The following is a 23,189-nucleotide window of genomic DNA, read 5'->3' on the forward strand; positions in this document are numbered from 1 at the left end:
TCACGTCACGACGTCACGACGCCCGGAAGAAAATGGTGCAGGCCTCGTCTAGCCGGCTGGCAGGCATAGTCGTCACTGGTATCAACGTACCTCCGTAACGGGCCACCGCTAGCACCACCTGGTGATTCGGGTGTCCATAGAGTCCGTCCGCTCCGACGACGCAGGTGGGTGCCTGTGTGAACTTATCGAATATTTCGTCGCGGTAGTTGTGACGTGATCCATGATGCGGCAGCGCGAGGGTCCCCACGTGTACCTTACGTCCGCCGAACACCTTGTTGAATTCGTCCATCTCGGATGTCCCGGCCAACGGTGCATCCCCCGCTCCTAGCCAGCCCGGCAGAATGCCCCACGCGCCCACCTCGGGACGATCCACGTGATAATGCTGGCCTCTGCTACGCCATGTTTGGTACGTGCCGGGGGCTTTGGCTGGACCTGAGTAGAGGCACAACGATGTGTCATTCCGGCTCTTCATGCCGGCAAGGGAATCGTAGGCGCGGCGAAGCTCAGTGTGGCGGGAACTAACAAGATCCTGAACCTTTTTTGGACTGGCCAGCAGGGACGAAAGTTCGGCTAAAGTGATGCCGAGCTCCCCCGCTAGGGCACCACGAAAGACGGGCCGCTGCCGCCGGACCCGCTGCAGGACGTGGTACCGGAACTCCCAGACAGGTTGACCTGAGCCCTGCTTGCTCGGGGGATTAGCACAGATCTGCATTAGCTGCTGGCTGGGTGTACGCCTGAACAGCAGATTCATACCCCCGTCGGCGTCTTCGGGCAACAGTGAATCGTCCAGGGCTTGTTGGTCATCCGGCCCGGGCCCCGGTTCGACTAATTCGACTTGCTCTGCCACCTCGTTCAGTACTGACCGGGGATCAACGACAAGACGCCCGTAGAACTCTAGATCGGCGCCGGAGGGCGCGGCAGCATTGTCAGGGCTGACTGACTTCGCGAAGGCAATCAGCCGTTCGTCGATGTCGAGTAGGGGCGCTACTACGCGCTTCGCGACGATGCCCTTGCTCTTCATCAGCGGTAACCCCGAGACATGATCTCGGTCGAAGTGGGAAATAAACAGCACGTCTAGCTGCTTTCTGTGCCTGCTGACGTACTCGTCCAACTCACGCTCAACGATGGCATTCCCTCGGTGACTTCCGCAGTCGTATACGACATTTAACACAGACGTAACTCCGCCCACGGAGTCGTCGACAGAAAACTCCTGTGAGTGAAAGAAGCCTGCTCCCACCGCCCACTGCGTGTAATTCACCTGAAGTCGCTGCCGGAATTTGTCCGAGATCTTGCGCGGCCGCATTGCACGTCCCCTCACTATTCGAGTCAACCCCGATGTCGGTATTCCCGAATATATCAATATAACTCGGTTCGGAGTTCGTGCTTCCTACTCCATGGCCCCCACACCAATCCAGCAGCCACCCGCCTGGGACCTAGCTGCGACGTTTCGTCCCAATTGAGGCTGAAGACATTATGCAGAGTTTGCCTTGGGTGAATACGGCGCATCGTGCACACGCGGTGCTCCGGATGCTTGCAGTTTCCCTCGTGTGGGCGTTGATTCTCCCCGACACTCTCCCATCACGGGAGCGTCGGCACCCGCGCCATAGCATTGGCACCACCCGAATCGAATCGGTGACATGCTGAGGTCACGAGACCACACATTTCCGAACGAAAGCGGGTGCAGCAGTGGGGGCCACTTCCCCGGGTGCCATGAATCCCACCGCCATCCGTGGCACCCTCGGGCTGGCGCTGGCCATGGGAATGGGCAGGTTCTTCTACACACCCGTCCTCCCCCTCATGGTCGCGGCACTGCACTGGAGCTCGGCTCCAGGTGCCTGGATCGCCACACTCAACTACGTGGGATACTTCATCGGCTCCCTGGTCATTGCCCGCGGCTGGGTTGAACCCACCCGAGGCGTCTACCGGTCCAGTCTGATTGTCTCCACCCTGTGCCTGGCCGCCATCCCTCTGACGTCGAATCTGATCTGGCAGGGATCGGTGCGCACGCTGGCCGGAATCGCCTCGGGCCTCATCTTCGTCTGCATCACCCAGCGCATCCCGTTCGTGGCCCGCAGACCTGCCGATTCCGGCCTCGTCTATGCGGGAATCGGCACCGGCATCCTCATCTCCGGAGCCATCGTTCTCAGCGCTGGCAGCCTCGTTGACTGGCGCGGACTCTGGATGATCTGTGCCCTGTTCAGTGCCGTGTTCACCGTCATCGCATGGACCTGGCCACTGCCGACACGCCGCGACACCACACATGCTTCCCGCCCCGTCGAGGTGGCTGCCCCACACGATCAGTCCGCCGCCGTTGCCCCGCACGTCCGTCGCGCCATGATGGTCCTGACCGCTGGCTATTTCTTCCAAGGTTTCGGCTACATCATCATCGGCACCTACCTGGTCGTGCTGGCCAAACCTGTCTTCGGGGACACGGCCGCCGCGTCGACGTGGGTCGTCGCCGGCATCGCCACAGCTGCCTCACCGCTGATCTGGTCGAACGTGGCCGCCCGCATCGGTACCCGCCGCGGCCTCGTCGTGTGCTACAGCCTGCAGGTCGGCGGTGCCGTTCTCGCGGTCTTCGGCACCAACCCGGTCCTGCTCCTCATCTCCGCGGCACTGTTCGGTGGGACCTTCGTCGGGGCGGTGATGATGACCATCGGCGAGGGCACCCAGATGGGCATCACCGCCGCTGCCGCGAAGCTCACGACTTGGTACAGCCTCGGCCAGATCGCCGGTCCCGCCCTGGTTGCCCTCGCACTGAGTGAGACCATCGTCGGCAGTTTCATCGCCGCCGCGATCGCTCTGCTTCTCGCAATGGCTCTGACCCTGTACGGGTCACTGACCGGCAACGTCGAGAGATAACCGCCGAGGTGGCCCTCCATTTCCGTACCACCCGCACAACATCTGTCGCATCCTCCCAGCTATGATTGAAACTGCAGGCAGAGTACTGATCACACCGAGGGAGACGCACCGCAATGGCGAAGCTGAAGAAGTTGGTCTCGGCCGTAGGTTCCATCAAGGACCTGGGCAGCGCCCGAGCCGAGTTCGACGATTCCGCCCGCATTCTCCCCGACGCAGAGATCTACCCGCCTGAGGACATCCGCCCGGAGGCGACCGACGCACGCACACTCCTGCTGCGCGTCACCACCCCGGACGGGCAGCAGACGCGGGCCAGCCAGGGTGATACCTTCGCCGTCATCCACATTCCTGCGAGCAGTGACTTCGCCGCCGTCCTCACTATCAACCCCTCGACGCAGATCGAATCGGGCCAGACGTTCGCCGCCCTCGCCGATGACGGCGGGTGGCCGGTCATAGTCGCCATCGCCGAGGAGTTCCTCGGCATTCGCATCGACCACGTGGCCGAGCTCGAGGTCTCTGCGCTCGGGAATGTCGTCGATGAACTGGGGTCCCTGCCGGTCTACAGCCGCACCGCCTTCAGCTCGGGCCAGACCGAATTCATCGAGGGCACCAACAACCTCGACAGCTCGACGACCGGCATCTTCACCTCTGCCGATCCTGTCGACGATGCCGGTCAGACCCGGACCCGCAATCAGCGCGCGGTTCTGCGTGCACTCTTCCAGGCTCTCAAGTCGGGCGGATTGGCAAAGGATCCGAACAAGGGCGCAGAGGTGCTGGGTCAATTCGCCTCAGGCATCCACCACGATGCGGACCTGACCACACTGGAGCTGGGCAAGCTGGCCAACAGCCTCCGCCAGCTGCAGAACGATGACATCGCCGTCGTCACCGTCCCCACCAACTCCCGCCGCGACGAGGGCGGCACCGTGACCGTCGACTTCGATCCGGAGGCGATGCCCGCGCTCAAGGACGCTCTGGCCGGCAACGATCTGCCCGAATTCTTCCGTTACCTGGTGTCGCTGGGGTACTGAGGCCCGGTCTATGTCTTGGTCATGATGAATACTGTGACCGAGCTGGCCGCGATGTCGATTTTGAGCTCGTCTGCACCCGTGCTCGTTGAAGCACTCGCCTCGGCGGACTTCTCTCCCCCGCTGTACGGGATATCATCCGGCAGCGGATTGGACGGAATCACCGAGGTGGCGTTCTTCGCTTCGTTCGACGGCCCGTAGATCTGCGAGGCCCTCTCGACGGAGAATCCCTTCGGCATCTGAAAGCTCACAGGGTTTCCGCCCGACTTTGCCGCGTCGTTGGCGTTGATGACCGTGGTCACGAGAGTCTCCCCCTCGTTCTTCCTCACGGTGTACGCGCTCATGTTCCCACCGCCTTTGACAGCGGTCCTCGTGAAGGTTCCACCGGTGCTCGGGACCAGAAGGCGCATCGCGGCCAGGTGGGGCCGGCCCTGGAAGGTATCGGACCGTGTGCCGTGGTCGGCGGGGTCGCAGACCAGCGACATCGGCGCTCCACCCTCACAGGCGCCGAGCATCGAATGCATTGCCATCCGCTCCACCCCCAGCTGTGCGGCATAGAGTGTGTAGTCAGCAGCCCATAGCGCCGAGGCGTTCGTCAGTGAGGTGTCATTCGTTCCCGGGCAGCTGGTGGGTCCAGTTTCTTCGAGCCACAGCGGCAGTCCTGCATCATCGGCGTGGTCCTTGCCGATGCCCAGATTCTTCTGCGCCGACTTCTTTGCGAGCGGGTCGACGAGGTTCTGCGCCTCAGGACCGCGCCCCGGTACCTTCTCGGATTCGCATTCGGGCAGCTGGTACCAGTGCTGAGAGATCGCGGACTTCTTCTTGACGTCGGAATGGGCAAAAGCGTCCATCCAGGCTCCGTCGTAGACTTCAGGGCCGATGATCGGGGCATCGGGGCGTTTGGCATGGATTGCCTTCGCATAGGCTTCGAGCTGCTGGACGTACTTCTCCTTGTTCCAATCGTTCCCGCGCACGGCACCGTTCGGCACATCCTTGACCTTGTACCCGTTCGGTTCATTTCCGATTGCCAGACCAACTAAAGAGTCGCCAAGGATGTCGACAGTGTGAACGGCCATATCGACACCTTGCTTCGGGGCATATGTGCCCAATGGAATTCCCATCGTCACCGTTGATCCAGTGACATCGACGAGCTTCTTCAGTCGTTTCAAGTCTTCAGGCGTGACGACCACCTGATCAGATTTAGAGGGTGATGCGTGATCGGAAGTCCAGAACAAGCGTCTGTCGAGTTCGTTTCCGCCGAATCGCAGCGCAGGAGAACCCAGCGAATTGAGCAGATAGTCAAGATTGGAGGCCTCGGGGTCCAACCGCCTGTCGGCGAGCACTGTGGATTCGAGCGAGAGGCCGATGTTGTCAACGCGGAAGTTCTTGTTCGTCTTCTTGCCTGAGAGTGAGAGAGTCGCCGCTTCACCTCGCGTATCTGACGAGAACTTCTGCTCAAACACGGTCGGCTTCGGACTCGGCTCGGCGGGTGTCGAGGCTTCGTCGGACGACGACCCGAAGGTACAGGCACTGAGCAGCAGGACTATCGACGCCGAGCATGCCACAATCGCTCGCCTGATCACCATTGCCCGATATTTCCCTTCTGGCCAGGCGCGGGCATTTCCACTGTCCGTCTATGGGCAGACTCCCATGGCCGCCAACAAATCACCGCGCAGTACTGTGTGAGCTCATGGGACTGATGCAAGGAAAGGTAACAATTGAGATGTCACCTTTCCTTGCATCACTCCCGTCCAGACTTGCCTGTAAACAAGCCAAATCAGGTGTCACCTAACCCGTTATCAGTCCCCCACTCGCGTCCCGCAGATACAGACCGGTTCTACACTCTCATTTTCGATGAACCGCTAGATCAGGGCCTCAAGCGGGAATTAACTGGTCTCGTACATCTCTAACGCCTCATTTACATAGATGGTCCCGATATTTCCCTCACCATTTGCTGCCCGATCTCGAGATTTTACCCGAAGCGAAGAGTCGTGAGTCAGCTGCTTGGCGAGAATCTGCCACTTCGGATCGGCTTGCAAACCTATCGCAAAACATTTGGCGATAAGTGAGTCGGACCCGAGAATCTCGTCGCGTCCCATCGATCCATAGATCTTGAAGAACATCTTGTTGTAAAGCTGCATGACTACGGTCTCGGCCTTCAGCACTTCATCTGGCTCTAGATTTTCAACAAATTTCGCCGTCTCTGTGTAGTGAGTCGGGGCACAAATCGTATGAGCTATATGGGTGTAAGGGATCGTCTTAGCCAATGGCCAAAGCAGATCATACCCGATGCCCGACCACTTTTGTGACAAGCCCGAATCAAGGGCTACGTCCATGCGTGCTTTCCACTGCGCAATCAACGGATGGCCCGGTTCTGATGCGATCAGGCCAATACTCGGCTGAAATGACTGCCAGCCATAGAACACTGCGCCATGGAGGGGAAGCAGATCAGTGATGAGCGATAGAGGGCGCAAAGCGATCGTGTCAATATCCATCCACAAGCCACCACACTGCTCAAGTACCGCGCCTCTAATGTAGTCGGCCTTGTGTGCCACTTCGGGAATATCGAAAAAATCATCTCTGAGCCCAGAAATATGCTCTCTCACATTCTCAGGAGTGAGGAGCACCACGTCCCAGTCGCCGGCCTGAGCCTCAATAGTCTCCATGCAAAGCTGAATATAGTCAGGCATCGAGGCCGAGTACACATTCTCCCAGTACAACCAGATGGTTTCCATTATACTTCCTTTCGCAAACTGCCGATTCCGAACAAGTTCGCGTATTCGTCCATGAACCGTTCTGCGCTTCGCCCATCGTCAGAAGGGGCAAATCGTCCGACGAAATTGAGATATTTTTCGGAGTTGGTGATTGCGCCTTCAGCCGCCGACTTGATCCAAGGCACCGCCTGTTCTCCATTACTGAATAACGGGCCAGGACTTTCTCGTTCGAAATCGAAGTAAAACCCCCGCGTGTCATCCCGATACCGGCCCAGATCTGGAACGACGAAGGAGATTGGCTTGCCGGTGACCACGAAGTCAAACATGATCGATGAGTAGTCGGTGATCATCAGGTCGGCAGCTGCCATGAGTTCATTGACATCGCTATGTCCAGTAACGTCAATAACCCCCGAAGGCAGCGGTCCCTGGCGAGAATGCGCGGAATTCGCGTGTCCTCGATAGAAGATTATATAGTCGCTACCTAGTGACTTGATGGTGTTGTCCATTCCGAGAAAGTCGATTCGACTGTATCTTCCTGACGAGTCTTTGAGATCATCCCTCCAAGTAGGGGCATACAGAATGACAGTCTGCCTCTCGCCGATGCGGTACATTTCCCTCACGGAACTTCTACTCTTGACCATGCGAGATTTATCTGCCAAAGCGTCGTTACGTGGATATCCAGCATCAAAGACCAGCCCGTCAAAGGCGAAGGCCGATGATAGAGTTTCTGCTGCCCACGAGCTCTGTGCGAGCATGAGATCCCATTCGGTTTCAGCTTCTTTAGTCATCAGCGTTCGATACCGGAGCGATAAACTCGCCCCCGGAACATCGTTGCCAATCTTCTTCAACGGTGTCCCATGCCAAGTTTGTATGTATTTCTGTGCCTTGGCTTTGCGGAAATAGTGGGGGAAGTTATTGTTGTTGACAATCACGGAGCTTGTCGCCAACCTGTACATCCACTCGTCCGTCCCAGCCACCAGAGGCACGGCGCCCTCCGGAACATCTATCGATAGGTCTCTCACTGACCAGAATCGCTTGAGTTCAGGAAAATGCGTAGCTGACACTTTGTCGATCTCCTTCGGAGAGTCAGTCACAGAGTCACCGCTGAAAGACTCGAAGAAGACGGTTCCCGGCTCGACCGCCCGGTCAGGGTCAGAGAAGTGCGCCAGTGATCGAGACCGAACCTGGAATGCTGATTCAGAGTCTTTAGTCTTGCCGGGCCCGGTAAGGGTAATTTCCAGGGCACGACTCTTTCCGACTGCAGTCAATCGAAGATTGTGAGCTCTCGACGTTAGGTCCTTAGGCAACTGCCTTTCAAGTTCTGAAGAAGTGCCGACCCATAGAGTTGCCGGTTTGTTCTGTTTTGTCGGCATCAGGCTCTGAAGGATGAACCTCCCCGGGCGAAGGATTTCTCCACCTCTATCTACTAACCGGAACCGCGCAACGTAGGAGCCCGTGCCCTGGTGCCATCGAAGGTCCGTGCATTTGATCGTGTCATCCGCACTAACCAGAGCGAGAGACGGGACATATGTACGAATCTCGTCTTTAGCGACGAAGTGCCGGCCGGAGAATACAATCTCGTTCGACTCATGGTCACAAACCACTGATTCAACCAGAGTACTCACCGACGAGAGCTTCATACCCAGGTATCCAAAACCACTACTTGTGACGGCAACGAGTCCCTGCGGCTCGAGATTGTCTATTAGCTGTTGAGATACAGCCAAAGGAGCAGCAAATTTACCATCGCAAATGATATCGACGTTCAAGGATTGTGAAAATTGACTCTGATGGGGAACATTTAGATCTTTTGTAGACAATGTCGCGTAAAATCCCGATGCATCGCCGTGCACGAGACCGGAAGTTAATACCTCACTCCCGCTCTTTATACGGACGCAGGCGTTTTCGAGACCGAACCGAGCATGATTCGGAAGTCGATTGTAGGTGCACTGTTCGGCATCTATGCGAATGCTCCCATCAGAGAACCGCAAAGCCAAAACCTTGAATCGAGGAGTCAGCATTTTCAACGTCGTGCCTGTACTCGAGTCACCTACCACCACGAATCGATGCCCTCCGGTTGTCATCTCGGTGGGCGCAGGCCAGCCTCCAATTCCTTCGGCAGAACGTTTAGGATTCTTAACTTCCCAGCTGTGTTCTTTTGCCGAAAGTGAAACGATCAGATCTAGTTCATTACCCTCAGTCTGACCTACACAAGCGAATGACCTATTAATAAGATCGCTGGTGAAGGTTGCTCGGAATTTGGACCTAGAATGCGGGTTATACGGGTCTGCAGTGTACGCACCCGGGCTATCTTCGTCGATGACGACAGAGTCTGCAAATAGGCTAAATTGTTCATTTTGCATTTCCACCGCATATGAGAGGTCGAAGTTTAGGTTCGGAATATACCCGAAGCCTTCAATAGTCAGTGCGCCGTTGTAGTCGCTATCAACAGCAGTAAGCACCACTTGCGGTTTCAAATGTTCAGGTTTAACCAACCGCAGGTCGTTCGGGATGGAGTTGAACAATCGCTCAAGCTGCGGAACATGGGCTCTGATCTCACCTTCTTCGTACACCGCGGTGTAGTAGGTGCGGTAAGTGTCAAACGCAGTAAGCAGTTCCAACATGTCCTCGCGCGTGCCATATGCAGCGAGATAAGCCAACCACCGACGAGGCGGGTCGATGCTCGCGATAGCCTCGCGCGGAGCAACGTCATAAAATTCCCTAACCCCTCTACTGAGTACTTCAAAGAATTCCGGGCCTGTCCGCGGTACTTCGCGGTAGTAGTAGAACAGATCCTCGCCAAGGCATTTCTTGTACCAGTACTCGACATAAGTCGTCGTGTAATTGTGGACAATAGATTCGACGCGCTCCGCGACATGTATTCGTTGCGCAAGATCGTCTATGTTTGACTTCTGTTGAGTGATTGACTGACCATCTTCTCGGTGTCGCCAGTGGTAGACGGTTTCAGGCAGAATGTCGAGAGTAGCATCGTTAACAAATAGCTTTGCAGTGCATTCTTGATCTTCGTATAGTGTTCCCGTAGGAAACTCACCCACGTTGTCATTCCAGGTAGTTCGTTTGAATATCTTATTGCAGGCAAACACGTCCCACATCACAGCGGGCAGTTCCTTTGCGGTAATACCGATTCGACGCTCATCGTGTACAAGGTCGACCCAGAACGGCACCCAGTGACGAGTGGAGTTGAACCGATCGATGGAACCTATGACCACATCAGAACCTGACTCTTCAGCCGATTCCATCATCAGACGAAACGCCTGAGGTGCGACGAGGTCATCAGAATCAATAAAGGTCATATAGGGTGCGCGGGACTTCTTGATCCCAGTGTTTCTTGCAGCGCCCAGCCCCTGATTCTCCTGATGCACAACCCGGATTCGTCCGTCAACGGCAGCAACTCGATCGGCTATCGACCCGGTCTTGTCCTGCGAACCATCGTTGATAATGAGCATTTCCCAGTTCATATATGACTGCGCTGCGATCGATTCGACGCATTCTTCGAGGTACTTAGCCACGTTGTAAGCCGGGACAATTACAGAAAGTTGCGGGTTAGCAGGAAAATCGGTGATCGCAGATGCTAGCTGGACCTTTTCCGCCGATTCCGACTCTGCAAGTGATGTGTTGAAACGTCTTGTCGCTCTCACGAGCTGGTTCTTAGCCAAAGATCCGACCTGACGCACCTTGCGGCGAGCGGTCTTCTGCATTGATGAGGCGGTTGTCACTGTGAGTTTCCTTCTCTGTGGGGCAGCAGCGCTTGTGCATTGCTTTTATTGTCAACGGGTTCCATTTTTGTTTGCGTATCGTGTTTAGCGAGAATCATGTTCCGCAGTTTTTCAACTGAGGAGGCAGCCCTAATCTCTTGAGGTATAGCAGGGCCGTTTAGCGGCGAACTTTCCAGTAATTGGTTTGCAAGTTCTACCAAACTTCGATGGTCTTTGACTGCCCGAGCCACGGTGTTACTCCACCGATCATAGAATCCACGCTCTTCAGCGTAGCTCGACAAGTCAGGAACATGGTGGATCACAGGTTTACCGGTCAACGAGAAGTCGACGGCAATTGATGAATAGTCGGTAATGAGCAAATCTGCAAGGGTCATGAAATCCTCAACGAAGGGCTCCTCGGAGACATCAATGACTTGGTGCCGATTCGCCTCCCGAAATCTTGTCATGTGGTGATAACGCACAAGGACTGTGCTGTCCGTTTGTTCTGAAAGAGCATGTAAATCGATCAAGTCCGGCCATGCTGAATCTCCACCGTAGCGATCGGCCTCGCGCCAAGTAGGAACGTACAGGATCACTCGTTCGTTATCGTCGATTCCAAGTCTGTGACGAAGACTGTTCTGAACGATCGGTCCCTTAGCCAATCGCAAATTTCGAGGATATTCGACTAACTCCGTCTGACCAGGGTAGCCGAGACCGGTCCGGAGATCTTGCTCTGCATCCTTTGACTGTACAAGCAATAGATCCCACTGCCTTACTTCGTTGCGCATTAGCCGTCGATATGTAAGTGGCACTCGCCTCTGAGGGATATCCCACAATAGTTTCTTGATAGGCGTACCGTGCCAGGTTTGCAGATAGAACTGTCCGGAAAGCTTCCGAACGTAATAGGGAAAATTGTTGTTGTTGATCCACACTCGGCTTGTTGCCAAAACGCGATGCCACTCTGTGGTGCCTTCGACGACTGGGATTCCACCGTCTGGTACGTCGACTCGGCGGTCACGGACGGACCAATAAAGTGGAATTGCGGAATCTTCTTCGCGGATGGCGTCGAATAACGCTCTCGGGTTATCGTTCGCCGACTTCCCGTTGTACGACTCGAAGACGATGCCGTCGGTCAAGGGGCCCCAGTCACGGTCACGGAGAGCAAAACTGCCGACCTTGGTCCTCTCCTGGGTCGACCATGGCGGTGATGCTGTGACGGCTACTGCCCCGGAACTACGCCCTTCGAGACGAATTGTGTTCCACTCGGTGAAGCAGTCTACGGGTCGGATCGCCAGTGTGCCTGCGACGCGTGCCCACCCTTCCGCTTGATCGGCCGAGGAACCGAATCGGACATGGTAGCCGCCGGCCATAGCCGCGACCGTACCGCCCTCAGCGCCCTCGGTCGTCAGGTCGTAGACGGCAGTGAAGGTGCCATCAGCATGGAGGGTTGTTTCGTCTGGTGCGATCGTCTGATCCGACGACCTCAGCACTACACTCAGCTTCTCTGGCGGATCGATTCTTCCAGTGACAAGCAGTCGGTCGCGGTCGCTCGCCGCGCCAGTGACGGAGACGCGCTTGTAGCGTTGGTCCAGACGGACTTCGCCTTCGACGTTCGCCGAGCTACGTACGCATGAAGTGTCCGGCAGGAGGTAGTCCACGGCTTCGTGGTAAACCGGGTCTACTTGGTCACGGTCGGTACGAGCGATGATTGACCAGGTTCGTTCTCCACCTTTGTGGAGTTGTTCGGGCAATTCCGAAAGCGAACCGGTGTAAATCGCCGGGCCCTGCGCGCGCATCGGGATTCGCTCTGCACCGCTGCGCAGCTCCAGGCCATCGACGTCGGCACTTCCAGTCAAAGTGGCGGTTACGTTTCTGCCTTGGGTTGAGACACTTTTCGCCAGGATCGGACGGTCTGGGAGGTCCACAGGCCGGATCGAGAGCTCATCATGACTGTCGGCGACGACTGTCACCCGATTGACTCGGGCTATCGGGCTGGGCGCGATCATTCCCACGACAGCCGCCGACTGTGCGGGGACACGCAACTGGACGCCGTCGATGTCGAACTGCCCGATCAGGTCGATTCCTCGCGAAGAGATGTCGGCAAGCGTCTCGACGCTGATCCGTGCGCGGAAGCCTCCGTGGGCATAACTTCGCCATGGATCTCCGACCTCCAGATCGATCTTGTTATCACTCACGCTTTCGACCGGAGTGTCAGCGACCACTGCCCCGTCCATGAATCCCAGAATTCGCACGTCGACGTCGTCCGGGGCGATTCCGGGAATATAGGCACAACCTTGCAGTTCAATGACGTATTGGTCGATCCACCGTGCGTTTCGGATGATCACCTGCGGGTCGAAGTCGACCGCTTTAGCCCGGAGGAGGCGTCGAGGAATACGCGTTTCGAGCCGCCCGACGTATGTCGGTGCGACAAACCATGTGCCGTCGACCTGCTCGAGAGGTACTGCGGTGGTCTCTTCTGCTCGGGTGCCGAGGATCTCCTCGATGTCGTCAAGCCGTCCGGTTGCAACCACTCGCATGAAGAGACGTTCCTGAGCCGGGATCAGGTCCCAGGAGCTCTTCGACATCGTCTTCTTCAGCCGTGATGCCGCGGCGGCTAGTGCCTTTCGGAACTTTTTCGAGGCAGTGTCTAGGAACTGTGCGTGCATGGCCAGATCACGGCCGAGCCAGATCGCATATGCGCGATCGCGCACCGCTTCAGGCTCGTATTCCAGTGTTCCGGACAGTGCTTCGATCACTGTCAATCTGGCACGCAGGTCAGTGAGTCTACCCTTCCGCCGGGATCTGGTCTGTCTGCCATCGGCCAGACGCCAGAGATAGACGTCCTCCGTCAGTACATCGATGCCAGCGGCCGCGATGAACGCCCGGTAAACCGGTTCCTGATCCTCATAATTGGCGTAGCTCACCATCTCTCCGACATGACGATTCCAGAACTCTCGCCGGTAGACCTTGTTCCACAACACCGGTTCTTCCAGCAGTTCCGGCATGTCCTCGAGTCGCACGGCCAAGCGCCGACGAGCATGGACTCGCGTGGCAATCTTTGGACGGGAACGACCTGTCGCCCCATGACGAACATAGGACCCGGTTGCCACGTCCGACCCCGTCCTCGAAAGGGAGTCGAGCATCAGGCGATAGGCGCCGGGAAGCACCTCATCGTCCGCGTCGGCGAACGCGAGGAAGGAACCCCGAGCAGCTTCTACCCCCTGGTTCCGCGCCTCGGCAGGCCCTCGATTCTCAGTGTCGAGGACGATCACCCTTTTGTCGCAGCTCGCTTCAAAGCTCAGGACATCATCGGTTTCGTCGGTCGATCCGTCATTGACGACGATGACCTCGAGGTTCACACCGTCTTGCTGGAGAATGCTGTTAAGGCATCGTTCGATGAAGCTGGCGGCGTTGTAAGCGGGGACGACCACGCTCAGCTCTGGACCGTCGGCATGTTTCGACCGGACCGCCTGGGATGTGCCTTCTACCGTCGATTCTTCCGCGACCTTTTCTCGATATCTGCGGAAGCCGTCGAGGCCGCCGTGGCGAAGATGCCAGAGGGCCTTCCGCCACTTCTGTTCCTTCACGAACGTTCACCCCCTTGTTCCGCGTAAAGTCCGAGGACGCTTTCGACAATCGACTGGTAGTCGGATGCCCGGAAGTGGAAGGGCTGTGGCCCCCACTTGTGCTCACGGTCGATGCGGACCTCACTGCTCCTTCTGCTAACAGCTGCTGCGGAAACAGTTCGCGCCGACTTCCGGTAGCGGACATAGTCAGCGTTGGCCACAGCAGCACGGTCGGCAAATTCTTCAGCCTCAGTCGGCTTGACCGTCCGCAGGCTCGTCCAAGCGTCGCCGATGCCTCGCCCTCTCGACAGACCCCTGGCAGCATCGCGAGATCTCCGCTGCAACCGTCGCCATCGACGGCCGATCCGGGAGAAGCTGTCGTCTCGCGGATGCTGAGCCCCATCCACCGCACCGGCCCATTCGATATCGAGCAGGATAGATCGGTTCCAGAGTTTCGCCGTTTTCAGCCCGTCGATGAGTGCGGCAAAGCCTGTCTGCCAGTTCTCGAAGTGTTCGTCGGTGCCGAACTCGACCAGGCGCGCGCCTTGGCGACGTACGTCACGCACTGCTCCGCAGGATTCGAGCTCAAGTGAATTTGTCATTGTCGTCCCATCGCGGAACTGCCAATACCCTCGGCGTTCATCGACGAGATCGATGAGCACGAGGTCGAGATCTTCAGCTTCCTTCGTGATCCGCTCGATCCCGTTGCCCCTGAGGTCGCTGGTAACCATGCGTTTCTGGAACGCCGAACTCAGGCCGCTGATGTCGACGCCCATCGTCCCGTGCGGTCGTTCCAGACTAGTAACGGAGTGTCGAGCGACGTAGGCAAGTACCGAAGCATCGGGAATGAACTCAGCAGTGTCACGACTGACACAGGAGCCGAATATCGCTATCTTCATCGGCCCGAGTCCTGGCCGAACGCTGGTGCAACGTCCTCTTGACGAAGCCTCTCTCGCTCCTGATACCGTTCATCGGCGATCTTGCGAGCGCGAGACGCGAGCCTACGGCCGGTGAAATCATCGGCGGACGCTACAGACGAGGCTCGATCCTTCGGGTCAGCGGCACGAAGGACCACTCGTTTGTCCCTCGGGCGCAGCCGGAGAGGCGGTGGTTCGTCATGGATGCGCGGGGCACTCACTGCCTGTGAGGCAGGTTTCGGCAGCGACGGGAACTTGGCTTTGGGAGGCTCTGGCGCACCATTTCCTGGCCAAATCTGAGCCTCTGCTACAGCTAGCATCGGTGCAGAAGTCTCTTCCACTTCATCAACCACATCCTTGCGCTTCATATGTCTGGCAACGGCTACAGCCTTCTTCACTGAGCGCGCGGCATGACGTGGAATCGGATCTCTGATGAGTTCGGGTTCGAGGACGTGGATCTCTTCTTTAACAGCGTTGCTGACGACATCATGAAGAAGCTTGTCAGCGATGTCCTCCTTGCCCTTAGCCACATTCCACGCCCACCAGCGGTACTTCTCGGCGACCGCTTCGGCGGGGCCGTTCATGAGGATTTCTCCCTTGTGCATCCACACTGCACGCGTGCACAGCTCCTGAATCACCTTGGCTGCGTGATTGACAAGGAGCATCGTGCCGGCTTCTGCGAGCAGCTCGTCCATGGCGCGTTCGCTGCGTTCGGCGAAGGTCGCATCACCGGTGGAGAGCGCTTCGTCAATGAGCAGGATCTTCGGCCGTGCCGCCAGTGCAATTGCAAATCGCAGTCTCGCACCCATACCGGACGAATACGTGCCCATCGGTCGATGGATGCCAGCGCCAAGCGCAGAGAGTTCGACGACATGGTCGAACGCCTCAGCCGCTTCCTCTGGGGACAGTCCCATGGCCAAACAGCCCAGGCGAACGTTTTCACTGCCGGAGAGCGCGGGTTGCAGAGCTGCGCTCACGCCGAGGAGAAGAGGTTGATAGCGGACAAGGATGCGACCACGATCCGGCTGTTCAACTCCCGCGACGTTGCGCAGGAAGGTCGACTTGCCGGAGCCATTGGCACCGACGATGCCAACCATCTCACCTTCACGGGCGACAAAGTTGACTCCGCGCAGTGCGCGCACGGTTGTCTGGCCCCGGCGCCCGAGCATGGCGTTGCCAACGCGTCGCAGCCCCTTTGAGCTTTGACCGGGATCATTGGTGTTGACGGTGTAGCGGACCTGGACGTTCTCAGCGATGATGTTCGGATGTTCGAGTTCAGAGTCGACCATAGCTCTCCTCCCCTCGCCAGAAGAATAGGAATCCGGCAATGAGCAAGCCGACGGCCCAGACGGTTCCCATTACCCACATCCACAGCGGTGAATCGACGCCATAGAGAAGTGAGTCCCGAGTCAGAGTCAGGTATGCGTGCATCGGGTTGAACTGCATGACAGCCAAAATTGTCGGATGATCGGACAGTCGGTCCTCGATGGAGAAGAAGACTCCGGAACCGTAAAGCCAGAAGCGGCTGACGATGGACATGAAGTTCGTGAGGTCCGGGATCTTGTGGCCAACTCTGGCTAGGAAGCAGGCGAGTCCGACGTTGAAGATCGTCTGCAAGATGATGATCGGAATGATGAGGGCGATTCTCCAGGTGATCACCTCTGCCGGCGGGATGACCGCGATGAGGAGGGCCATGACGACCACGCTGGGGATGAAGTCGAGGAAGTTCCGCACGACGACAGATATCGGCAGAGCAGCGCGAGGGAACTGGAACCCCTTGATCATCGATGCACCCGAACGGATCGCCCCGGTACCGCCCGTCATCGACTTGCCAGTGAACTGGAAAAAGAAGACGCCGATGACTAAGTAGCCGATGAAGTTCTCAATGCCGCGGGACGACTGGAGAATGAATCCGAAGATGAACCAAAATGCGAGCACAGAAAGCAGTGGGTTCAGGAACAGCCACCCATAGCCCAGGACGTTCTTCCTCGTTGAGCCACTCATCTTGGCCCGGGATTCGGCCAGGATGAAGTGCCGCCGGTTCCACAGCGCTCCAAGATAGCTGCGCAGGCTGGTGCGCTTTCCGACAGGGACGAGCCCTTCGCTGGAGACAGAAGGGATTGTGCTCAGACCGAGCGGATTTGCGGGGTCGCTCCGGTTCGTCGTCTCACTCACCTCGAACCAGCTCCTGTGAGCTGGGAATAGACCTGGCCATATCGACGACCGATGTCCTTCCACCTCCGTGTCCCGAGAACATGTTCACGTCCATTCTGTCCGAATCTCTTCCTCGCACCATGATCGCAGGCCAACTGAGAGAGCACGTCTGCCAGCTCCTGAGGGCTCTCCGGGGTGACGCGAAGCCCTGCTGCGTCCGGAACCAATTCCCTCAGCGCCGGCAGGTCGGAGATGATCACCGGACGGGCCAGGCCCATCGCTTCGATCGGTTTGATCGGGGTCACAAGTTCGCACACCGGCTCGTTCTTCCGAGGGACCACGATAGCGTCGAGCGCCAGCTGATACTCAATCGCCTCGGCCTGGGACACCCGCCCCGTAAAGACCGCGTTCTCGCCCAGGATCTCTGCACGTTCCCGCAGTTCCGGCAGGGCGACACCGTCTCCCGCAATGAGCAGCCGCAGATCGATGCCCTTGGCGCGAGCAAGGATGACCGCGTCGACAAGGACGTCGAGCCCTTCATAGCCGACGATCGAGGCAGCGGTTCCCACCCAGATGCCCGCGTCAGGCAGCCCGAGGCCGACCCTGACCTCGGCAGGGGGGCGCAAGACATCCGCGTTGACAACAGCGTCGGAGACCGAGTTTGGGATGAGGGTGATCTTCTCCTCCGGAACTCCGCCCGCTATGAGGTGATCACGCATAGTCTCACCGAGTGTGATGACAGCGTCGGCGGCCGTGGCGACCTCGATCTCCTTGGCCCGCATGAGTTCGAAACGCTGGCTGGCTCGACGGGCCTTCCGCTCTGCAGTAGTGGATCCGCCTGCCGCCCAGGTTTCCTCGAGCACACCACGAACCTCGTAGACCCAGGGCAGGCCAGCAGCGTGCGCTGCTGCTCCGGTGGCCAAACCATTGACGTAGTGCGTGGTGGTGTGGAGGACCTGGGCTCCACGTTCCTCCGCCTGTGCGGCAAGCCAATCTGCCTGGTCGCTCAGCCGAGCGGTGGGAGTGGGCAGCGGGCGCAGAGGCACCTGCCGCAGGTAGTCGATGCCGTCGACGGTTTCAACCGAATCTGAGCTCACCCGTCCGATCGTCACCGGGTAGGAGGGCCGGGTGGCGGCTGCCACTTTGTGCCCGGCCTCCTGCAGAGTGGAAAGGATGGCGTGCGAGCGGTAGGCGTAGCCGGAACGGGTGTGCGGCAGAGAATTCGTCAGCACATGCAGAGCCGCGGGCCGGGTGAACTCCTCCGCCGTGGGAGTTGTTGAGCCTGCTGTCGTGGCAGGGGCATGTCGGGCCGTGGTGGGCCACCAGCCCGGTTGCAGGCAGAGACGCTCATCGACGAGTCGCGTGCGACGAGCACCATCGGGCAGGACATTGATCGCCTCGTCGATCTGGCCCTTGGTCCAGCAGATGCGAGAACTCAGTGCGGCGGCACCGGGAACCGAGTGCGCAATGGTCTCGGCCTCGTCGAGGAGGCCGAGGTTGAGAGCAATCTCCCCCAGAAGCCGCGATGGCGTCCGGCAATTCGACACGAGGCTCTTCGCCTTCGTCTCCTCCCCCAACAGCCATGCAGAGGCAGCCTGGCCGGCGTCCCCGGGCACGAGACCGAGGGCGCGGCCGACGAGACGTGAAGCCGGGCCGGGCAGTCGTCGGGCCAGCTGCATGCCGAAGAACACACGATCATCGTTGACATGGGCGACGGTCGTCGAGGCCACGTTGGTGAGCTGACGGGCAAGGAAGGACAGGTTCATGAGACCGCCCGAGTGAGGATTCGTTCGTAGCCATGTCCCATGGCCGCGGCCGAGGCGTGCCGGAGCACCCATTCTCGAGGCTCCTGTCCCGAAGCGGGAGCAGTGCCGAATTTCTCACCGGCCTCGATGCGCTCCCGCATGGCCGTCATGGCTGCGGCTACCGAGGCGACGTCTCCAGGACGCGCCACTTCACCAGCGGCGGTGCTTCTAACGATCTCGGCGGCCTCGCCCGAGACGACGCCGAGGACCGGGATCCGGCGTGCCATGAGCGAGTAGAGCTTCGAGGGCACGGTGTATTCGTAGGATTCGAGCGGGCTGAGGCTGACGAGTCCGGCATCCGCCCATTCCCAGTGGGCGGCGAGTCCGGCACCGGCGTGCTGAGAGAAGAACTCGACGGGCACGTCATGTTCTGCCGCCACAGCTTGCAGGGCAGATGTGTCGACACCGTCGCCGACGATCCGCAGGCGCACGCCCTCGGTGCTGGCCATGGCCCGGATCGAAGTGCTGAGGTCCTGGGAGCGGCCGACGGTACCCACATACAGCAGGTTGAGTCCGGCCCGTGCCGTGGCAGGTTTCGAGACGGTGACCCCGCTCAGGTTCTCCACCGACGATGAGATCACCGGGATTGCGCCCGTCGCGGTGAGCCCCGAGGCACCGGCGAGCTCTGCCGGAGACACTCCGCTGCGCACCACCTCGGCGGTGACGCCGCGCTCCTCCAGACGACGTTTGAAGCCTTCCGTGGTCACGACCACGACTGCAGCTCGACGCTGAGCACGGGTCAGGAGGCCGGGTAGAAGTTTGTGCTCGACGGCTCCTGTGAGCTTCTTCGGCAGGTATTTTCCAAGGGCACCGGTGACCAGATTCATCTCCGAGATGAGGTCTGGCCAGGCGTCCCGCACCTCGGCGACGTGCGGCACGTGCAGAATCCGGGACAGGGAGTCTCCGGCGAGCAGGAACGGCAGCGCAGGGGTTGTCGAGACGATGACGTCAGGCCTCATTCTGCCTCGCAGCCGGTCGACGACAGCGGACATGGCACCGGTCGCCGACACCGTCTGGTCGAGAATCTGTCGGGCCATCGACGAACCGCTGTGCAGATAGGGAACACGCAGGATCCTTTCGCCGTCAATTCCCGTGTCCCAGGTGCCGCCGAGGCGCACGTCGACTCGGGTCCGCCCCCGCCCGACCCGTGATCCGAAGAATCCGTTCCGATCGGGATATGGGTAGTGCGGATGTGGGGCGACGGTGATGACCTGATGACCGGCGGCGCGGAGGTGATCGACAAGGATCCGCCACCGACGCTGCGGGGCACCGACCTCCGGGTAGTAGTAATGGCTGAGCAGCAAAATCCTCATGCGGGAACCACCTCGGCGGGACTCCGTCTGCGCAGCCACAGCGGAAGGAAGGCATAGAGGGCCAGCAGTCCGGCCCAGAACACGTGCGCTGGATACGTTGCCGCGGTGTTGCCTGCGATCAGGGTCGGGACGGCCAGAATGCAGGCCAGTACACTCAGTGCGGCGTGGAAGACAGACACGCGTCCGTGAGACCAACCGGCCTGCTGGATCCGCTGATAGATGTGGTGTCGATGAGGGAGGAAGATGTTCTCTCCTTTGAAGAGCCGCAGCACAAGGGTGAGGCCGACGTCGAAGAGGACGAAGATCATGGGCGCGATGATGACGACGATCGGCACGCCCAGGACGAAGAGCCAGACAGCGATGGCGAAGACCGCAGCTCCGATGCCGTAGCTTCCGGTATCCCCCAAAAAGGCCTTCGCCCTACCGAGGTTGAACGGCAAGAAGCCCGCTGCTGCGCCAGCGAGGGCCAGAGAGAGGAGCATGACATCGCTCTCGCTGATCCAGGAGCCGACGAAGGCGAACCAGGCACCGGTGATGATCGACCATGTGGTCACGTAGCCGTTGAGTCCGTCGACGAAGTTCACGGCATTGACCAGCGTGACGCCGATGATGGCGAAGGCGATGATGTGCGCGATTCCCTGTGTGGAGAACAGTGCGATGCAGGCACTGAAGACCACCGCGAGGACGACCTGTCCGACCAGGCGGCCGATGGGCTGCAGGGAGTCGAGGTCATCGCTCATGCCGATCGCCGAATAGCACCAGGTCAGCACCAGGAAGCCGATCGGCAGCACGATGCTGCCGAGACCGTAGACGCCATGCTGTGTGAGGTTCCAGATCATGACCAGTGCCGTCGCCGCCGTGATTCCGCAGCCGATGGCGACGCCGCCGCCTCTCACCGTCGACTGGGTGTGGGACGAACGATGCGAGGGCACGTCGACGACGCCTGCACGTCTCAGCAGCGGAAAGGCGATGAGAGCGCTGACCGTCGTGACCACGGCGGCCACGACGAAGATCACCAGCGATAGCAGATTCATCAGTTGGCGGCCCCGGCATCCGGAATTGTCACCGTCGTCGTTGTGATCGCGAAGCCGGAGGCGTTCGTGGCAGACGGCGTGCTGACGATCCGGGTCAGTTCGGTTTCGAGTTCCGTGCGATGAGTGAAGACTCCGGCATCCCGTGAAGCGTCGACGAGTCGCCTCAGCGCATCGAGGTCGATCGGAGTGATCGGGACCTGCGTGATGAGCGGGTGAGTGGGACGAACGTCCTCCTCGCCCGGAGACAGGAGTGCCTCGGTCAGCTTCTCCCCCGGCCGCAGTCCCGTGTAGACGATGTGGGCATCGGGGCGACCGCTGAGCGCGATGACGCGGTTGGCCAGGTCATCGATCTTGATCGGCTCGCCCATGTCGAGGACGAGAGTCTCACCAGGTCGGCCGATGGCCGCCGCCTGCAGGACGAGTTCGCAGGCTTCGTCGCCGGTCATGAAGTAGCGGGTGACCTCTGGGTCGGTGACCGTGACCGGATCCCCGGCCGCCACCTGCGCGACGAAGGTCTCCAGCACGGATCCTCGGGAGCCGAGCACATTGCCAAAGCGCACGGACATGTACTTCCGGCCGGATTCTGCCGCCACCGAGGCGACTGCGCGTTCGATCGAGAACTTCGTCCGCCCGAGCACCGAGGTCGCTCCCGCGGCTTTGTCCGTGGAGATGTGGACGAAGGATTCGACGTCGTTGGCCACCGCTGCGTCGAGCAGGTCGAGGCTGGCGCCGACGTTGGTGCGCACGGCCTGTTCCGGGAAGCGCTCGAGGAACGTCAGGTGTTTCAGCGCTGCCGCGTGGAAGATGATTTCGGGTTGCGCCTCGGCGACGAGAGCATCGATGAAGGCCGGGTCCCGAAGGTCGCCGAGCACAAGGTCTTCGCTGGTCAGCAGGGCCGAGCCTTCGAGTCCGAGCTGGGTGGCGTGCAGACCGGACTCATCGCGGTCGGTCATGATGAGCCTGGCGGGGTCGAACCGGGCAACCTGCTTGCACAGTTGGGAGCCGATCGACCCTCCGGCCCCGGTGACCAAGACGACGCGGTCGGTGATCGCCGAGGCGATGTCCTCGACGTTGGTCGTGATCGGTTTGCGGCCGATGAGGTCTTCGAGACTGACATCTCGGAAGTTGCGGTGGCGCAGGTCGGCCACGTCGAGCGAATCAGGTTCCGGTCGGCTGTAGTCGGAGACTGCGAGCCGGGGCATAATCTTGATCTCGACCGGTCGGGACTCGAGATTCGAAGCGATCTCTTGCAGATCCTCCGGAGGCAGGTCCGTGATGGCGATGAGCACGACGCTGGCGCCGGTGCGATCGACCTGGTTCGCGATGTCGGAGATCGGTCCGAGCACGCGGATGCCGTTGTAGCGCAGATGGCGTTTGTTCGGGTCATCGTCGAGCATCCCGACGGCCGCGTATTCGCTGCGGGAGTCCTGGGCGATCATGTCCAGTGCCAGCGTCCCCTGGCTGCCCGCCCCGACGACGAGCGTCGGTCGCGACGCCCCGGAGGTTGAGAGTGTTCGCTGGCGCAGGTTGCGACGGACCCAATTCTCCAGGCTCTTGACCACGACCATCATGGCTCCGGCCGCGATCGGAACGCTGGTAGGGATCAACAGGCGACTGGCGAAAACGAACTCGGCGACCCACATGAGGCCGACGCCCAGCGCCACGGTCCCCGCGATGGCCGCGAACTGGTCGGTCGAACCTCGACGGTACCGCCCTTGATAGATGGCGAGAGGACCGCAGACAAGGAACACGAGCAGGGCGATGGCCGAGCACACGAACATGCCCGGGACGTTGACTCGGTCCATGTGGAAGTCGTAGCGGACAAGAGTCATCACGACGACGAGGAAGGCGAAGACGACGCCGTCGGTCAATGAGAGGACGGATGCGATGATGCCCTTGGCCAGAGGGGTGCGTGAGGGAATGGGTCCGGAGGTGCTTCCCACAGTTCTCATTTCACTCGACTCACGCGCACTGCTTCGGGGTGAGCCTGTCGCTCAGACCATCGTCTCGGTGGCCGCAGCCAGCGCATTCCAACTCCCCGATTGTACTATTGGAACTGACAGGATTCATTCATGATCAGTGGTGCCAA

14 protein-coding genes are annotated in these 23,189 nt (G+C 59.4%); 2 read left to right on the forward strand and 12 right to left on the reverse strand.

Annotated features, from left to right (window positions below; all coding sequences use genetic code 11):
- Nucleotides 1–13 precede the first annotated feature (13 nt).
- Nucleotides 14–1,303, reverse strand: a complete 1,290-nt coding sequence (locus tag BLT92_RS06445; protein ID WP_092104181.1) for an MBL fold metallo-hydrolase — start codon at nt 1,301–1,303, stop codon at nt 14–16.
- Nucleotides 1,304–1,710: 407 nt separating this feature from the next.
- On the opposite strand from BLT92_RS06445, the gene BLT92_RS06450 reads away from it, so the two are divergent.
- Together BLT92_RS06450 and BLT92_RS06455 are read left to right on the forward strand one after the other, a co-directional pair.
- Complete coding sequence (locus tag BLT92_RS06450) at nt 1,711–2,862, forward strand: YbfB/YjiJ family MFS transporter (protein ID WP_092108872.1); 1,152 nt, start codon at nt 1,711–1,713, stop codon at nt 2,860–2,862.
- A 113-nt stretch (nt 2,863–2,975) separates the two neighbouring features.
- Nucleotides 2,976–3,887, forward strand: a complete 912-nt coding sequence (locus BLT92_RS06455) for an LCP family protein (protein ID WP_092104183.1) — start codon at nt 2,976–2,978, stop codon at nt 3,885–3,887.
- A gap of 8 nt (nt 3,888–3,895) precedes the next feature.
- Here BLT92_RS06455 and BLT92_RS06460 read toward each other — a convergent pair whose 3' ends face one another.
- The 11 genes from BLT92_RS06460 to BLT92_RS06510 all read right to left on the reverse strand — a co-directional run bounded on the left by BLT92_RS06460 (nt 3,896) and on the right by BLT92_RS06510 (nt 23,043).
- Nucleotides 3,896–5,470, reverse strand: coding sequence for a hypothetical protein (locus tag BLT92_RS06460; protein ID WP_231939062.1), 1,575 nt, complete (start codon nt 5,468–5,470; stop codon nt 3,896–3,898).
- A gap of 300 nt (nt 5,471–5,770) precedes the next feature.
- Nucleotides 5,771–6,619, reverse strand: a complete 849-nt coding sequence (locus BLT92_RS06465; RefSeq protein WP_092104185.1) for a glycosyltransferase family 32 protein — start codon at nt 6,617–6,619, stop codon at nt 5,771–5,773.
- The gene (locus BLT92_RS06470) at nt 6,619–10,332 is read right to left on the reverse strand and encodes a bifunctional glycosyltransferase/CDP-glycerol:glycerophosphate glycerophosphotransferase (RefSeq protein WP_157691355.1); all 3,714 of its coding nucleotides are present in this window, start codon (nt 10,330–10,332) and stop codon (nt 6,619–6,621) included. The genes BLT92_RS06465 and BLT92_RS06470 overlap by 1 nt, the downstream gene beginning before the upstream one ends.
- Nucleotides 10,329–13,898, reverse strand: coding sequence for a bifunctional glycosyltransferase/CDP-glycerol:glycerophosphate glycerophosphotransferase (locus BLT92_RS06475; RefSeq protein ID WP_092104190.1), 3,570 nt, complete (start codon nt 13,896–13,898; stop codon nt 10,329–10,331). Before BLT92_RS06475 ends, BLT92_RS06470 begins: the two co-directional genes overlap by 4 nt.
- Nucleotides 13,895–14,776, reverse strand: coding sequence for a DUF6270 domain-containing protein (locus BLT92_RS06480; protein ID WP_157691356.1), 882 nt, complete (start codon nt 14,774–14,776; stop codon nt 13,895–13,897). Before BLT92_RS06480 ends, BLT92_RS06475 begins: the two co-directional genes overlap by 4 nt.
- Nucleotides 14,773–16,083: an ABC transporter ATP-binding protein gene (locus BLT92_RS06485; RefSeq protein WP_092104194.1), complete on the reverse strand. Its 1,311-nt coding sequence runs from the start codon at nt 16,081–16,083 to the stop codon at nt 14,773–14,775. Before BLT92_RS06485 ends, BLT92_RS06480 begins: the two co-directional genes overlap by 4 nt.
- Nucleotides 16,070–16,969 (reverse strand): ABC transporter permease, encoded by a 900-nt coding sequence (locus tag BLT92_RS06490; protein WP_092104196.1) that lies wholly within the window; start codon nt 16,967–16,969, stop codon nt 16,070–16,072. The genes BLT92_RS06485 and BLT92_RS06490 overlap by 14 nt, the downstream gene beginning before the upstream one ends.
- Nucleotides 16,966–18,714: a glycosyltransferase family 4 protein gene (locus tag BLT92_RS06495; protein ID WP_172802560.1), complete on the reverse strand. Its 1,749-nt coding sequence runs from the start codon at nt 18,712–18,714 to the stop codon at nt 16,966–16,968. The genes BLT92_RS06490 and BLT92_RS06495 overlap by 4 nt, the downstream gene beginning before the upstream one ends.
- A complete protein-coding gene (locus BLT92_RS06500) occupies nt 18,711–20,066 on the reverse strand; it encodes a glycosyltransferase family 4 protein (protein ID WP_157691357.1) in 1,356 nt (451 codons plus the stop codon). The genes BLT92_RS06495 and BLT92_RS06500 overlap by 4 nt, the downstream gene beginning before the upstream one ends.
- On the reverse strand, nt 20,063–21,100 hold the full coding sequence (locus BLT92_RS06505; RefSeq protein WP_092104202.1) for an MraY family glycosyltransferase: 1,038 nt from the start codon (nt 21,098–21,100) through the stop codon (nt 20,063–20,065). The genes BLT92_RS06500 and BLT92_RS06505 overlap by 4 nt, the downstream gene beginning before the upstream one ends.
- On the reverse strand, nt 21,100–23,043 hold the full coding sequence (locus tag BLT92_RS06510) for a nucleoside-diphosphate sugar epimerase/dehydratase (protein ID WP_172802561.1): 1,944 nt from the start codon (nt 23,041–23,043) through the stop codon (nt 21,100–21,102). Before BLT92_RS06510 ends, BLT92_RS06505 begins: the two co-directional genes overlap by 1 nt.
- Nucleotides 23,044–23,189 lie beyond the last annotated feature (146 nt).

This window comes from Brevibacterium picturae (genome assembly GCF_900105045.1).
Lineage (GTDB): Bacteria > Actinomycetota > Actinomycetes > Actinomycetales > Brevibacteriaceae > Brevibacterium > Brevibacterium picturae.

Coding starts and splice junctions, on each gene's coding strand:
- BLT92_RS06460 (WP_231939062.1), bottom strand. CDS start 5,470: ATGGTGATCAGGCGAGCGATTGTGGCATGCTCGGCGTCGATAGTCCTG.
- BLT92_RS06450 (WP_092108872.1), top strand. CDS start 1,711: ATGAATCCCACCGCCATCCGTGGCACCCTCGGGCTGGCGCTGGCCATG.
- BLT92_RS06465 (WP_092104185.1), bottom strand. CDS start 6,619: ATGGAAACCATCTGGTTGTACTGGGAGAATGTGTACTCGGCCTCGATG.
- BLT92_RS06485 (WP_092104194.1), bottom strand. CDS start 16,083: ATGGTCGACTCTGAACTCGAACATCCGAACATCATCGCTGAGAACGTC.
- BLT92_RS06500 (WP_157691357.1), bottom strand. CDS start 20,066: ATGAGGATTTTGCTGCTCAGCCATTACTACTACCCGGAGGTCGGTGCC.
- BLT92_RS06480 (WP_157691356.1), bottom strand. CDS start 14,776: ATGAAGATAGCGATATTCGGCTCCTGTGTCAGTCGTGACACTGCTGAG.
- BLT92_RS06505 (WP_092104202.1), bottom strand. CDS start 21,100: ATGAATCTGCTATCGCTGGTGATCTTCGTCGTGGCCGCCGTGGTCACG.
- BLT92_RS06455 (WP_092104183.1), top strand. CDS start 2,976: ATGGCGAAGCTGAAGAAGTTGGTCTCGGCCGTAGGTTCCATCAAGGAC.
- BLT92_RS06445 (WP_092104181.1), bottom strand. CDS start 1,303: ATGCGGCCGCGCAAGATCTCGGACAAATTCCGGCAGCGACTTCAGGTG.
- BLT92_RS06495 (WP_172802560.1), bottom strand. CDS start 18,714: ATGAACCTGTCCTTCCTTGCCCGTCAGCTCACCAACGTGGCCTCGACG.